Origin of the sequence: Variovorax boronicumulans (assembly GCF_029892485.1) — a bacterium.
Classification (GTDB): Bacteria; Pseudomonadota; Gammaproteobacteria; order Burkholderiales; family Burkholderiaceae_C; genus Variovorax; species Variovorax boronicumulans_B.
This window is the reverse complement of record NZ_JARXVG010000001.1, coordinates 896,857-910,656: the sequence shown is the minus strand read 5'-3', so window position 1 is coordinate 910,656 and position 13,800 is coordinate 896,857. Positions and strand designations below refer to the sequence as shown.

The 13,800-nt window shown below is 68.4% G+C and carries 13 protein-coding genes; 2 read left to right on the top strand and 11 right to left on the bottom strand.

Features of this window, described 5'->3' with window-relative positions; all coding sequences use genetic code 11:
• Positions 1-71: 71 nt before the first annotated feature.
• From M2282_RS04285 to M2282_RS04275, 3 genes are read right to left on the bottom strand one after another with little or no spacing between them, the layout of a single operon-like run.
• Complete coding sequence (locus tag M2282_RS04285) at positions 72-1,403, bottom strand: sulfatase family protein (RefSeq protein ID WP_280807522.1); 1,332 nt, start codon at positions 1,401-1,403, stop codon at positions 72-74.
• A 14-nt stretch (positions 1,404-1,417) separates the two neighbouring features.
• Positions 1,418-2,425 (bottom strand): Bug family tripartite tricarboxylate transporter substrate binding protein, encoded by a 1,008-nt coding sequence (locus M2282_RS04280; protein WP_280807521.1) that lies wholly within the window; start codon positions 2,423-2,425, stop codon positions 1,418-1,420.
• 27 nt (positions 2,426-2,452) lie between these two features.
• Positions 2,453-3,448 (bottom strand): Bug family tripartite tricarboxylate transporter substrate binding protein, encoded by a 996-nt coding sequence (locus tag M2282_RS04275; RefSeq protein WP_280807520.1) that lies wholly within the window; start codon positions 3,446-3,448, stop codon positions 2,453-2,455.
• A 92-nt stretch (positions 3,449-3,540) separates the two neighbouring features.
• Here M2282_RS04275 and M2282_RS04270 point away from each other — a divergent pair, with 92 nt between their 5' ends.
• Entirely contained in the window at positions 3,541-4,080 is a 540-nt protein-coding gene (locus tag M2282_RS04270) for a MarR family winged helix-turn-helix transcriptional regulator (protein ID WP_280807519.1), read from the top strand.
• Here the strand turns inward: M2282_RS04270 and M2282_RS04265 are convergent.
• Both M2282_RS04265 and M2282_RS04260 read right to left on the bottom strand, forming a co-directional pair.
• Complete coding sequence (locus tag M2282_RS04265) at positions 4,077-4,844, bottom strand: YoaK family protein (RefSeq protein ID WP_280807518.1); 768 nt, start codon at positions 4,842-4,844, stop codon at positions 4,077-4,079. The two genes, M2282_RS04270 and M2282_RS04265, sit on opposite strands and share 4 nt — an antisense overlap.
• Before the next feature lie 47 nt (positions 4,845-4,891).
• Positions 4,892-5,146: a DUF1488 family protein gene (locus M2282_RS04260; protein ID WP_280807517.1), complete on the bottom strand. Its 255-nt coding sequence runs from the start codon at positions 5,144-5,146 to the stop codon at positions 4,892-4,894.
• 156 nt (positions 5,147-5,302) lie between these two features.
• Between M2282_RS04260 and M2282_RS04255 the strand changes: the two genes are divergently transcribed.
• Positions 5,303-5,965 carry a suppressor of fused domain protein gene (locus M2282_RS04255; RefSeq protein WP_280807516.1) on the top strand — a complete coding sequence of 221 codons (663 nt, stop codon included), beginning with the start codon at positions 5,303-5,305 and terminating at the stop codon, positions 5,963-5,965.
• Between the two features lie 6 nt (positions 5,966-5,971).
• On the opposite strand, the gene M2282_RS04250 is transcribed toward M2282_RS04255, so the two are convergent.
• The 6 genes from M2282_RS04250 to M2282_RS04225 form a co-directional block, all read right to left on the bottom strand.
• Positions 5,972-8,362, bottom strand: a complete 2,391-nt coding sequence (locus M2282_RS04250) for an excinuclease ABC subunit UvrA (protein WP_280807515.1) — start codon at positions 8,360-8,362, stop codon at positions 5,972-5,974.
• 28 nt (positions 8,363-8,390) lie between these two features.
• Positions 8,391-8,801 (bottom strand): VOC family protein, encoded by a 411-nt coding sequence (locus tag M2282_RS04245; RefSeq protein WP_280807514.1) that lies wholly within the window; start codon positions 8,799-8,801, stop codon positions 8,391-8,393.
• Between the two features lie 10 nt (positions 8,802-8,811).
• On the bottom strand, positions 8,812-9,279 hold the full coding sequence (locus M2282_RS04240; RefSeq protein WP_280807513.1) for a helix-turn-helix transcriptional regulator: 468 nt from the start codon (positions 9,277-9,279) through the stop codon (positions 8,812-8,814).
• 64 nt (positions 9,280-9,343) lie between these two features.
• Positions 9,344-10,408: a mechanosensitive ion channel family protein gene (locus tag M2282_RS04235; RefSeq protein WP_280807512.1), complete on the bottom strand. Its 1,065-nt coding sequence runs from the start codon at positions 10,406-10,408 to the stop codon at positions 9,344-9,346.
• Entirely contained in the window at positions 10,408-12,645 is a 2,238-nt protein-coding gene (locus tag M2282_RS04230; protein ID WP_280807511.1) for an FUSC family protein, read from the bottom strand. Before M2282_RS04230 ends, M2282_RS04235 begins: the two co-directional genes overlap by 1 nt.
• Entirely contained in the window at positions 12,645-13,709 is a 1,065-nt protein-coding gene (locus tag M2282_RS04225; RefSeq protein WP_280807510.1) for an inositol monophosphatase family protein, read from the bottom strand. Before M2282_RS04225 ends, M2282_RS04230 begins: the two co-directional genes overlap by 1 nt.
• Between the last annotated feature and the right edge of the window lie 91 nt (positions 13,710-13,800).

Sequence of the window (13,800 nt, the reverse complement as noted above, 5' to 3'; positions counted from 1 at the left end):
TGTCGCAGTTCAACTACGACAACGCGAAAAAATCTAAACAGGCCGGGAGAATTTCAGGCCTGGCGCAAGCCTCAACGCTGCGGCATATCCTTCACCGAATACCCCAGGCTCACCGTCGCATCCTCCGGAATCGCCGGCATCGTCGCATTCCACGCCAGCCAGTCCGCCCGCATCGCAGCCAGCCGCTCGGGCTCTTTCTTGCCGAGGTTCGCGCGCTCACGCTCGTCCGCAGGAATGTTGAAGAGGTACTCGTTGCCGTCGACCTTCAGGTACTTCCAGTCGCCATCGCGCAGCGCCTGCTGGCCGCGGTGGTTCATGCGCCAGTGCAGCGGGCGGCGGAAGTTGTGCTTCGCATCCTTGAGCACGGGCATCAGCGAGATGCCGTCGAGCGGGTAGTCCGCATCGGCCTTCACGCCGGCGGCTTCGAGCATGGTCGCGGACCAGTCCATGGTCATGCACAGCTGCGCGCTCTCGCCGCCCTTGGCGATCACGGCGGGCCAGTGCGCGATCCATGGCACGCGGATGCCGCCTTCGGTCAGGTCCATCTTGCCGCCGACCAGCGGCCAGTTGTCCGAGAAGCGCTCGCCGCCGTTGTCGCTGGTGAACACCACGAGGGTGTCGTCGGCCATGCCGTGCTTTTCGAGCGCGGCCATGATCCAGCCGATGCCTTCGTCCATGTGATGGATCATGCGGCGGTACACATGGATGTTGCCGCCGGCCAGGTCGAACAGGTTGTCCTTGATGGCGGGCGCCTTCTCGGCGTCGTCGCGGGTTTCCCAGGGCCAGTGCGGGGCGGTGTAGTGCAGGCTCAGGAAGAAGGGCGCCTCTTCCTTCTTCTGCAGTTCGGCCATGCGCTCGACGTAGTCCACGGCGCGCTTGGAGAGCATGTCGGTGAGGTAGCCGTCTTCCTTCTTGTCTTCCTCGCCGAACCACAGGTCGTGCTGGCCGGCAGAGTCGCAGTGGGTGAAGTAGTCCACGCCGCCCGACATGGGCCCGAAGAACTCGTCGTACCCCGAGCGCAGCGGCCCGAAGTGGGGCGGGTAGCCCAGGTGCCACTTGCCGATGAGCGCGGTCTGGTAGCCGCTGGCCTTCAGCAGCGAGGGCAGGGTGGGGTGGTCGGTCGGAAGGCCGAGCGTGGTGCTGCCGCGGCTGCTGCTTCTGATCGGCTCTTCGGCCGCGCCGCGCAGGCGGTACTGGTAGCGCGCGGTGATCATCGCGAAGCGCGTGGGCGAGCACACGGGCGAGTTCGCGTAGCCCTGCGTGAGCTTCAGGCCGTTTGCGGCCAGGCCGTCGAGCACGGGCGACACGGCGCCGAAGGCGGCGTCGCGGCCGCCGTAGCAGCCGAGGTCGGCATAGCCGAGGTCGTCGGCGACGATGAAGATGATGTTGGGTCTGCGGGTCATGTCTCTGTGGAGGCTCAAGGCTGGTAGCCGGACTTCTGCACCACGGGTGCCCATTGCGTCTTGTAGGCCTTGAGCATCGCGGCGGTCTGCGCCTGCGTGCTCACCACGGGCGTCATGCCCGAGTCCTTGAACTTGCGTTGGGTGTCCGGGTCCTGCATGACTTCGCGGATCGCGTTGGCCAGGTGCTCGACCTTGTCCTTGGGCATGGTGGCGGGCGCGAAGAAGGTGTTCCAGCCGGTGGCGGAAAGGTCCAGGCCCGCTTCCTTGAAGGTCGGGATGTTCGGCGCGAAGGGCGAGCGCTTCTCGCCCGAGAGCGCCAGGATGCGCAGCTTGCCCGCGTTGTGCTGCGGCAGGACGACGTCTTCGGTGTCCACGGCAATGGGCACCTGGCCACCAATCAGGTCGTTGAGCAGCGGGGCGGAGCCGCGGTAGCCGATCACCTGCGTCTGAACCTTGGCCTTCTCGCCGACCATCAGGCCGAAAAAGTGCGGCAGGCTGCCCGTGGCCGGCACGCCGACGTTGGCCTGCAGCGGGTTGGCGCGCATCCAGGCGAGCAGGTGGGGCAGTTCGCGCACCGGCAGGTGGGGCGACACGGCCAGCGCGAAGTCGTAGGCGTTGACGTGCGACACGGGCACGAAGTCGCGCTCGGCGTCGTAGTTGTTGTCCTTGAAGACCAGGGGCGCCACCACCATCACCGCGGGATTGGCGAGCATCAGCACGTTCTGGTTGGCGGGCGTGAGCTTGACCTGCTGGGCCGCCAGCCGTCCGCCCGCGCCGGGCTTGTTGTCGACGATGACGGGCACGCCCAGCCTGGTGCCGAGCTTCTCGCCGACGATGCGCGCCACGCGATCGGTGGCGCCGCCGGGGGCGTAGCCGACGACGATGTGCAGGGGCGTCTCGAGCTTCTGCGCGTTGGCGGCGGTGGGCAGCGTGGCGACGGACGCCATGAGCCCGGCGGCGGCCAGCAGGCCGGCAAGGCGGCGGGTGATGGGTCGGGTGGTGGGTTGGTTCGGGTTCAGCATGGTGTGGGTTCCTCCTCGTTCGGTCGTTCAGTCGTTCGCCTGGAAATTCACGGCCTTCATGATGCCGGCCCAGCGTGTCGTGTCTTCGCGCATGGTCTTCAGAAGCGCCTCGCTGCCGTCGGCAAGGGGGTACATCCCGTTCTGCAGCAAGAGCTGGCGCACTTCGCGCATGTTGACGGCGCGGGTGAGTTCGGCGCGCAGCTTGTCGACGATGGCTGGCGGCGTCTTGAGCGGTGCGTAGTAGGCGAACCACGCGGTCGCGACCACGTCCTTGTAGCCGGCCTCCACGAAGCACGGCAGGTTGGGCATGAGCGGCGAGCGCTTCTCGCCGCTGGTGGCCAGCACCTTCACGCGGCCCGAGGGCAGCATCTGCTGCGCGCCGCCGACGGTGTCGAAGTACACGGGCACGGTGCTGCCCATCACGTCCTGCCGCGCGGGCGTGGAGCCGCGGTAGGGCACGTGCACCATCTTCAGGCCGGCCGCGCGGTTGAGCATTTCGCCGAGAAAGTGCGAGGGCGTGCCCGCGCCGTAGGAGCCGAAGCTGAGCTTGTCGCCCTGCGCCCTGGCCCAGGTGATGAATTCGGGGAGCGTGTTGGCCGGCACGTCCTTGTGCACGGTGAGCGCCAGTTCGAAGCGGGCGGCGTTGATGAGCGGAATGAAGTCCTTCACCGGGTCGTACGAGAGGTTGCGGTACGCGCTCGGAAACATGGTCATCATGCTGGCCGTGCCGAGCAGCAGGGTGTGGCCATCGGGCGGCGCGGTCTTCACCGCCTCGACCGCGATGCGGCCCGCCGCGCCGGAGCGGTTGTCGATGATGAGCGGGCCGAGCGAATCGCGCACCTGCTGCGCAATGGCGCGGGTCAGCACGTCCTGCGTGCCGCCGGCGGGCACGCCGATCAGCACCTTGATGGGCTGGCCGGGCGCCCAGCCCTGCTGGGCGTGCGCGAGCGGTGCAAGCGGGCCGAGGGCCAGCCTTCCCAGGGCAGCGAGTGCGCGGCGGCGGTCTACGGTGGTGCAGGGCATGGGCGAATCTCCGGATCCTCGGTCGTTAGCGAACGACTGTAGAGACGCTACAGTCGATTGATCTAATCAACCATCCCCCGGACTAACCCGAGATGCCTACAGCTGTTGCCACCGCGCCCCGCCGCCCGCTGGACGACCTGTTGCTGTACCGGCTCTCGCGGCTGCTGGCCGTGGCGGGGAGCATGGTGATCCGGCTGTGCGAAGGGCGTTTCGGCATCACGCGGCGCGAATGGCGGCTCATTGCGGTGCTGGCGAGCCGTGGGGAGCTGGGCTCGTCGCAACTGGCCGAGCATGCGCAACTGGACCGGGCGCGCACCTCGAAGGCAGTGGGCTCGCTGGTTGCCAAGCAGTTGATCTCGCGCGTGGCCAAGGCGGGAGATCGGCGGCAGGTGCTGCTGGGCCTGACCGAAGCGGGGCAGGCGCTATACGACGAGCTCTTTCCGCTGGTCACGAAGATCAATGGCGACCTGATGGGCGCGCTGGATGCGGACGGTGCGGCGCGCTTCGATGCCTCGCTGGACCTGCTGCAGGCAAGGGCCGAGCGGATGGTGCAGGAGGCGGTGCTGCCCAAGGCGGATCGGGGGCGGCGCGGTGCGGGCGCGGATTCCCCGCGCTCCGGAACGGCACGCTAGCTGCTCGCCTTGCCGAATCTCAATCCGCTGCGCGGCAGGTCGCGCATGAACGGCGGCACCGACAGCGCCAGCAGCAGCGCGGCCAGCGGCACCACGCACACGAACCCCACGTGCTTGAACCCCAGCGCGCCCACGACCCCGCCAAGCACGAACATGCCTATGAGCCCGGCGGCCCTGCGCATGCGGCTGCGGTCGTGGTGCACTGTCGAAGCGGGGGCGAGGGCCGACTTCCTGTTCCAGTAGAGCAGCTTGCCGATCTCCATCCCCAGGTCGGTGATGTTGCCGGTCATGTGCGTGGTGCGGATGCTGCCTCCGGAGGTCTTGGAGGCGACCGCGTTCTGCAGGCCCATGATGAAGGAGAGCAGCAGCACGGTGAGCGGCACCGCGAACGGCGTGGCCCAGGTGAGCGTGACGGCGCCCATGAGGCCGAAGGGGAGCATCAGCGCGGCTTCGAGCAGCAGCGGCAGCGCATACACGCTGTGCAGCCGATGCTGCCGGCCCCAGTGCACCAGCACGGCGCACACGGCCGCGCCCGAGACAAAGGCCAGCACGGCCCCCAGCGCATTGAGCAGCAGCCGGGTGTTGCCCAGCACCAGCCCGTCGGCCAGCTGCGAGGCGAACCCGGTCATGTACGAGGTGTACATGTGCAGCACCAGGAACCCGCCGGCATTCACCGCACCGGCGTTGAAGGCCAGCAGCAGGCCCAGCGCCCTGTTGGTCGAGGGCGCACGGTGCCGGCTGGTGAGGAAGCGCAGTCTTAGCATGGGGGAGTGGCCGCGTGGGCCTGGCGCCTATTGTCCGCCCGCGCTGTTTATGCGGGAGCGTGCAGGTCGTTCTCGCGCAGCATGATGGGCGCCGTGGAGCCCGCTGCCAGCCGGCGCCGCACGGCCGCATCGAACTCCTCGATGTGCAGGCCGTAGGTGGCGAGCGGGTCGGCGTTTTCGGCGGTGCGGTAGTGGTAGCGCAGGACTTCCCTTCCGATGCTCGCATTCACGTCCTGGCCCTCCACCGTCACCGAAAACCTGACCGTGCCCGAAGCGTCGTGGAAGAAGGGGGCGTCAGCCATGGCGTGGCTTCGTGTGTGTCAAGGAGATTCCTTTTGAACGGATGCGCAGGAAGACTCCCGCGTCGGACCACTCTAGTCCTTTAGGCGGGTGGCGTCTGTCGGGTCTCACGCTTATGCTCCCGGCGGCGCAGATACACCGACGAGAAGGAGAAGCCGATGAGTTCCATGGAAGAAGTCTGGGCGTACCGCGAGGAAACGCTTTACCCACAGCTGTTCGGCGAAAAGCGCAGCGGCATCTACGTGCTGGACTTCGAGGTCTTCTCGTCGCTCGGCGCCGAGGACATCGACCCGGCCTGGCTGCACCTGGGCGTGTTCGAGTTCGAGCCCACACCCACGCGCAACTCATGGCTCTACGTCACCTCGGGTGGATCGACCCCCTGGGAAACGGAGCCGGCCGAGTACGACACCGAAGCCTGTTCTTGGCTCGGTTCCGAACTGGTCATCGAGGTGCGCACGCAGCCCAAGGACCAGTGGGCCATCAAGCTCCTGCGCCGGATGCTGGCCTTCAATGTCCTGCTCGCACACGGGCAGTTCGGAGAAGACAAGCCGCTGCTCGACTACGGCGACCGGATTCCGATGGGCGAGGTGGTCCGCGAGAAGGGCGCCGTGGGCCTGCGCAACGTGGTGCTGGCAGAACCGAAGCACTACCCGGCCACGGCGCAGTTGGCCTCGGGCAAGTTCGACTTCCTGCATGTGGTCGGCATCACCGATTCCGAAAAGGACTGGGCCAAGGCGCACAGCTCCGAAGCGCTGGTGCGCCTGCTCGAAGTGCACGGCGGCTTTCCCGTGACGGACCCGGGGCGCAAGGCCGTCGCCTGAGTCGAACTACCGGGCTCCGGCGTACGCCGCGAGGTGCTTGCCTGTGAGCGTGGCGCGCGCCTTGACAAGCTCGGCTGGTGTGCCTTCGAACACGATCTTCCCGCCGTCGTGGCCTGCGCCGGGTCCGAGGTCGATGATCCAGTCGGCATGCGCCATCACCGCCTGGTGGTGCTCCACCACGATGACCGATTTGCCCGCATCCACCAGCCGGTCGAGCAGCCCGAGCAGTTGCTCGACATCGGCCAGGTGCAGGCCGGCGGTCGGTTCGTCGAGCACGTAGATGCCGCCTTTCTCGGCCATGTGCGTGGCCAGCTTGAGCCGCTGCCGCTCGCCGCCTGAAAGCGTGGTGAGCGGTTGGCCGAGGCTGAGGTAGCCCAGGCCGACATCGGCGAGCCGTTCGAGGATGGCGTGCGCGGCCGGGGTGCGCGCAGCGCCCGTGCCGAAGAACTCGGTGGCCTCGGTGACGGACATAGTGAGCACTTCGCTGATGTCGCGCTTGCCGAGCTTGTGCTCCAGCACCGAGGCATGGAAGCGCTTGCCCTCGCACTCTTCGCAGACGGTGGCCACGCCGGCCATCATCGCGAGGTCGGTGTAGATCACGCCCGCGCCGTTGCAGGCGGGGCACGCGCCTTCGGAGTTGGCGCTGAAGAGCGCGGGCTTCACGCCGTTGGCCTTCGCGAATGCATTGCGGATCGGGTCGAGCAGGCCGGTGTAGGTCGCGGGGTTGCTGCGCCGCGAGCCGCGGATCGCGCCCTGGTCGACCGACACCACGCCCGCACCGGCAGGAATGGAGCCGTGCACGAGCGAGCTCTTGCCCGAACCCGCCACGCCGGTCACGACGACGAGCACGCCGAGCGGCACATCGACGCTGATGTTGCGCAGGTTGTGCGTCTTCGCGCCGCGGATCGGCAGCGTGCCCGTGGGCTTGCGCACGGTCTTCTTGAGCGTGGCCCGGTCGTCCAGGTGCCGGCCGGTGAGGGTGCCGCTGGCGCGCAGTTCTTCGACCGTGCCCTCGAAGCAGACGGTGCCGCCCGCCGACCCCGCGCCGGGGCCCAGGTCGACGACGTGGTCCGCGATGGCGATGGCCTCGGGCTTGTGCTCCACCACGAGCACGGTGTTGCCCTTGTCGCGCAGCCGCAGCAAGAGGCCGTTCATGCGCTGGATGTCGTGCGGGTGCAGGCCGATGGTGGGCTCGTCGAAGACGTAGGTCACGTCGGTGAGCGAGGAACCGAGGTGGCGGATCATCTTCGTGCGCTGTGCCTCGCCGCCCGAGAGCGTGCTTGAGGGGCGGTCCAGGCTCAGGTACCCGAGGCCGATTTCCACGAAGGAGTCGAGCGTGTGCGCGAGCTTCTCGAGCAGCGGCGCGACCGAGGGTTCGTCCAGGCCGCGCACCCATTCGGCGAGGTCGCTGATCTGCATCGCGCAGGCGTCGGCGATGTTGATCTTCCTGATCTTCGAGGAGCGCGCGCCTTCGCTGAGCCGCGTGCCGTCGCATTCGGGGCAGGTGCTGAACGTGACCGCGCGCTCCACGAAGGCGCGGATGTGCGGCTGCATCGCATCGACGTCCTTCGCGAGGAAAGACTTCTGCACCTGCGGAATCAAGCCCTGGTAGGTGAGGTTGACGCCGTCGACCTTGATCCTGGTCGGCTCCTTGTGCAGCAGCGCATCGAGCTCTTTCTTCGTGAACTTGCGGATCGGCTTGTCGGGGTCGAAGAAGCCGCAGCCATTGAAGATGCGGCCGTACCAGCCCTCCATGCTGAAGCCCGGAATGGTGATCGCGCCTTCGTTGATCGACTTGCTGTCGTCGTAGAACGCGCTGAGGTCGAAGTCGGTGACCGCGCCCCGGCCTTCGCAGCGCGGGCACATGCCGCCGGTGCGGTTGAAGGTCTGCTTGACGGTCTTGCGCGCGCCGCGCTCCACGGTGATGGCACCGGTCGCTTTCACCGAGGGCACGTTGAACGCGAAGGCGCTGGGCGAGCCGATGTGCGGCTTGCCGAGGCGGCTGAAGAGAATCCGCAGCATCGCGTGGGCATCGGTCGCGGTGCCGACGGTGGAGCGCGGGTCGCCGCCCATGCGCTCCTGGTCCACGATGATCGCAGTGGTGAGGCCATCGAGCACGTCGACCTCGGGCCGCGCGAGCGTGGGCATGAAGCCCTGCACGAAGGCGCTGTAGGTCTCGTTGATGAGCCGCTGAGACTCCGCCGCGATGGTGCCGAAGACGAGCGAGCTCTTGCCCGAGCCGGAGACGCCGGTGAACACGGTGAGCCTGCGCTTGGGCAGCTCGACGCTGACGTCCTTGAGGTTGTTCACGCGCGCGCCCTGCACGCGGATCATGTCGTGGTGGTCGGCGGCGTGGGGCGTGTTCTTGGGCGTGTCCTTGCTCCTGGCTTTGCTCATCGGGTCTCCATCGTTTTCCTGTCGTGGGTCAGCGCAGCTGCTGGATGCGCAGCATGTTGCCCGCCGGATCGCGCACCGCGCAGTCGCGAACGCCGTAGGGCTGGTCGGTCGGCTCCTCGACGATCTCGGCCTTGCCGGCCTGCAGCTTCGCGAAGGCGCCCTCCAGGTCCTTGGTGGCCAGCAGCATCGTGGCGTAGGTGCCCTTGGCCATCATCTGGGCGATGGTGCGGCGCTCGTCGTCGGTGATGCCGGGCGTGGCGGCCGGCGGATACAGCACGATCGAAACGCCGGGCTGGCCCACGGGGCCGACGGTGATCCAGCGCATGCCGCCGTAGCCCACGTCGTTGCGGATCTCGAAGCCGAGGGTGTCGCGGTAGAAGGCCAGCGAGGTGTCCGCGTCGGTGTGGGGAAGGAAGGTCGAGTGGATGGTGATGTCCATGGCGGTGTTGCTAAGTGGGTTCGGGCCGCGATGCTAGTTCCGGACGGGGCTCCGGCGCTTCTCGATTCCTGATCGGTCGCGTCACCTGCCGCGCCACGCACGATGGGATGCCCTCGGTGGTGTTGGCGTCCTGCCGGCGGTAGACGCCGGGCGGCACGCCGACGAGTTCGGTAAAGCGCGTGGTGAAGGTGCCCAGCGACCCGCAGCCGACCGCAAAGCACACCTCGGTCACGCTCATGTCGCCGCGCCGCAGCAGTGCCATCGCGCGCTCGACGCGCCGTGTCATGAGATAGGAGTAGGGCGGCTCGCCGTAGGCGATGCGGAACTGGCGACTCAGGTGGCCGGCCGACATGCCCGCGTCGCGCGCGAGCGTCTCGACGTCCAGCGGTTGCGTGTACTCGCGGTCGATGCGGTCGCGCACGCGGCGCAGCGTGGTGAGGTCGCGCAGTTGCTGCGCTTCGGTGGGTCTGCCGGTCATCCGCGGCATCGTGCCACGTCGCACCGGCGGGCTCAAGCCGCCTGCGAACCTTCGGAAATCGGTGTCAGGTGGGTGCGGCGGCGGCCATCGCCGGATCGGCCTCGATGCGCATCTTCGGCAGGAACTGCGGGTACTCGCGCTGCATGAATTCGATGAGCCCCTCGCGCACGCTGCAGCGCAGGTCGAAGGCCAGGCCCGAGGTGGCGGCGGTGCAGAGCACGCGGACCTGCATGGTGCGCTCGGTGGTGTCGGTCACGCGCAGGTTGAAGAAGCGTCCGTCCCATTCGGGCGCGGCTTTCACGATGCGCTCCACCTCCGCGCGCAGCGGCGCGAGGGGCATGCCGTAGTCCAGGTAGATGAACACCGAGCCGAGCAGTTGCGCCGAATGGCGCGTCCAGTTCTGGAACGGTTTCTCGATGAAGTAGCTGAGCGGCAAGATGAGGCGCCGTTCGTCCCAGATCTTCAACACCACGAAGGTGCCGGTGATCTCTTCGACGCGGCCCCATTCGCCCTCGACCACCAGCACGTCGTCGATGCGGATCGGCTGCGCCAGCGCGATCTGCAGGCCCGCGATGAGGTTGCTGAACACCGGCTTGGCCGCAAGGCCGGCCACGATGCCGATCACGCCCGCCGAGGCCAGGAGGCTTGCGCCCACCTGGCGCGCGCCCGGAAAGGTCATGAGCATCATCGCGCCGCCGGCCACGATGACCACCGACATGGCGGTGCGCGCGAGCACGCGGGTCTGCGTGAGCACGCGGCGCGCCTGCAGGTTGTCGGCCACGTCGGAGGGATGCTGCGCCAGCACGCCGTCGGCGAAACCGCTGATGGCGCGCACGATGAGCCAGGTGGCGGCGGCAATGAGCAGGAGGCCGTTCAGGTGCCGCACGCTGGCGATGAAGCGCAGGTCGTCGGGGGCGGCCTGGAACACCAGCAGCAGCGCCACCAGCGGCAGCACCAGCCGCGCGGGCGACTGGCAGTTGACGACCATCGCATGCACCGCGGGCGCGGGCCGCGTGATGCGCCTGAGAACGAGCCCGCCGATGCGGTGGACCAGAAGAGCGAGCGGGACGGCGATGAGGACGGCAAGCCAGGTGCCGAACCAGGGGTGGGCAAGAATCTCTCGGGTCATCAGGCGGTGGTGGTCGCTGTTTCTGTTGTCTCGTTCAGGTGTTGAAGGATTCGCGCCGCGTCGTCGCGCAGCTGCGTGGAAAGGGCCGTCGCGAGGTCGAGGCGGCGCAGCAGCCAGGGGCTGATGTCGTTGTCGAACGGGTCGGGCAGGGGAATGGGGCCGCCCACGCCGGTCGATCCCTGGCTCTCGGGTTGAGAGGGGCCGGTGGTCGGGGTGGTTCCGATGGCGGCCTCGATGCGCTGCGCGGTGCGCGCGAGCGGGCCTTCGACCTCGCCCGGCGTGAGACGGTCGCGCCGCAGCACGAGCATCGATTTCACCGCGCTCAACTGGGCGAGCATCTGATAGCTGTGGGCCTGCAGGTGTTCGAGCGGCTCCAGCGGCGGCTGCACCGCGCGCGGCTCGGAGAGCGATCGCTGCGTGGCCTGCACCAAAGCCGAAAGGCTGTCGAAGGCTTCGCGGCGCGCGAGCCGCCATTCGAGCTCGGGGCTGCTGTCGATGGCCTGCAGCTGGCCGAGGCCCAGCGCCAGGCGCGCATGCCGGGCCTGCGCGGTGAGCACGCGCGCCACCAGCGCGGGGATCTGCGTGCGCTCCCACGAGGGCAGCACGTAGCAGAAGCCCCAGGCGAGCGCGGCGCCGATGAGCGTGTCGGCGATGCGCTCGAACAGCGCGAAGATGGGCGCGGTGCCGGTGTTCAGCATGTGCGCCTGCACGAGGCCGAGCACGGTCGCAGCCACTGCGGTGATGAGGTAGCGCCGCACCGCGAAGCTGTGGGCAATGGCCTGTGCGACGGTCACGATGACCAGCAGCCACAGCGCCGAAGGGTGCGCCGAGAGCAGCCCCACCGCGAGCACGCAGCCCAGCAGCGTGCCGGCGACACGGGCGTTGCGCCGCTCCAGCGTCTGCGAAAGGCTGCCGCGCAGCACCACCACGATGGTCAGCAGGATCCAGTAATCGTGCGAGCCCCAGGGCATCGACACCGCGATGGCATAGCCGGCCGCGATGGCGAGTGCCGCGCGGATCGCGTGGCGCAGCGGCGGCTGGTCCCAGCGCCACAGCGTGAAGAAGGGGCGCCACGACCAGTCGGTCGGGCTCACGAAGAGCTGCCAGTTGGCGCGCACCACGGCGAGATTGGGCTCGGCATCGCCGCGCGCCATGGCCGACAGGCGCAGCACTTCGTCGTTGATGTGGCCGATGCGGCTCGCGAGGCCGCGCGCGAGCATTGCTGCCGTGGGGCCGGGCTGGCCGTGGTGCAGCTCGTCGTCGGCCGAGACGTGGATCGCCGCCAGGCGAGGGCGGCGATCGGTCACCGGCTCGGGGTGGCGCCGCATCATGAGCGCGTCCGCGAGCGCGACGGTTTCGTCGGACAGCTCTTCGAGCACGCGGCGCATGTCGATCAATGCGTCGGCGTGCGCGGGATGGGCGCGAAGGGCGTCGAGGTCGAGCTCGCTGGCGAGCAGCTGGTCGCGCATCTCGAGCACGATCACCAGCATGGCGGCCAGGCGCTGGCGCCGCGGCGTGCGGGGCGATTCGAGCACGATGTCGCGCGTGGCCTGCAACTGGTCGGCGAGCGCGGCCTGTTCACGCAGCAGCTGGCCCAGCACCGGCGCGGGGGTGTCGCGGATGTCTCGGGTTTCGTCCTGCGGGGTGAACTGGCCGGCCTCGGTGCGCATGAGCGCGGCCAGCGAATACAGCACGTCGGCCACCGACTGGGTGCGAAAACGCCCGTTGAGCGCGAGGTTGGCGAGCGTGGCCCAGATCACGTACAGGCCCGCGCCCAGCCCGAAGTGCCAGGTGCGCAGGATGGCCTCGGCCATGTCGACCGGCGCGGGCGTGGCCATCGAGAAGACCATCGAGAACATCACCGCGATCGCGATGGGAATGCCGCGCTTGCCCCAGGCCATGGCCAGGAAGGCCATGAAGGTGGCGGGCACCAGCAGGAGGCCCAGGCGGATGGGTGCGCTGTGCAGCATCTGCACCGCGAAGAACAGCGGCAGGCCGATGAGCGGCGCCGGCAGCATCTGGAAGAACTTGCCGCGGCGCGGGCCGGGCAGGTCGGGCGGCGCGGTGACGATCACGCCCGTGGCCGCCGCCGATGCGGCGATGGTGCCGAGCCAGAGGTGCACGCCCCCCGAGATGAAGAGCAGGCCGAGCGCGACGGTCAACCCGCTCGCCACATAGTGGCTGAGCACGATGCGCAGCGCGGCTCGGAGCCGGTCGGCGGCGCGGGGGCCGAACATCACTTGGCGGAAGCGTCGCCCTCGGAGGGGCTACCGGCGGCAGGGGCATCGCGGCGGATGCGCGTGAGCTTGCGCGGTGCCGGCTTGGCGGCGACTGCGGGCGCTTCGCCATTGGCCGATTCCGCGGCTTCGTCGGCGAAGTCAACCACGGTGCTGCGGGCGTAGAGGTCGACCGAGGCGTCGTCGGCGTTCGACTTCGTCGAGGCCGACACGGCGCGCACGCGGTCGCTGGCGCGCAGCTTGTCGTCCACGTTGGCGAACTTGGAGTACTTGGCGAGCAGCGGCACGATCTGGCCGTAGATGCGCGGCGCACCGGCCAGGCATTCGCGCTGTTCAAGGAAGTCGGGCTCGCCCGTGAAGTTGCCGACCAGGCCGCCGGCCTCGGTGACCAGGAGCGATCCCGCGGCCACGTCCCAAGGGTTGAGGCCGGTCTCGAAGAAGGCGTCGGTGAAGCCGGCGGCCACGTAGGCCAGGTCGAGCGCAGCGGCGCCGGGGCGGCGCAGGCCCGCCATGCGGGGCATCATGTCCGCCATGATGGCCAGGTACTGCTTGAAGTTGTCGCCGCTGCGGAACGGAAAGCCAGTGGACACCAGGCATTCGCTCAACTTGGTGCGCTTGGAGACGCGGATGCGCCGGTCGTTCATGTAGGCGCCGCGGCCCTTGGTGGCGGTGAAGAGGTCGTTGCGGCTCGGGTCATAGATGACCGCCTGCTCGACCTTGCCGCGCACCGCCAAAGCGATGGACACGCAATAGACGGGGAAGCCGTGGATGAAATTGGTGGTGCCGTCGAGCGGATCGATGATCCAGACGTAGTCGGAATCCTTTGCACCGTATTCGGTGCCCGATTCCTCGGCCAGGATGCCGTGCCCCGGGTATGCGCCAAGCAGCGTTTCGATGATGACCTTCTCGCTGGCGTGATCGACTTCGGTGACGAAGTCGTTGACCTGCTTTTGCGAGATGCGCACCGATTCGACGTCGAGGGCGGCGCGGTTGATGATGGCGCCGGCGGCGCGTGCGGCCTTGACGGCCACATTGAGCATGGGATGCAGGTTGGGGGACGACATTCTGGATTGTGAGAAGAACGGGTGGGAGTGGTCCCCAGGATGCGATCTCTTGGCGACCCTGCGGCCCGGCGATGCGGGCGGCGAGAATCGG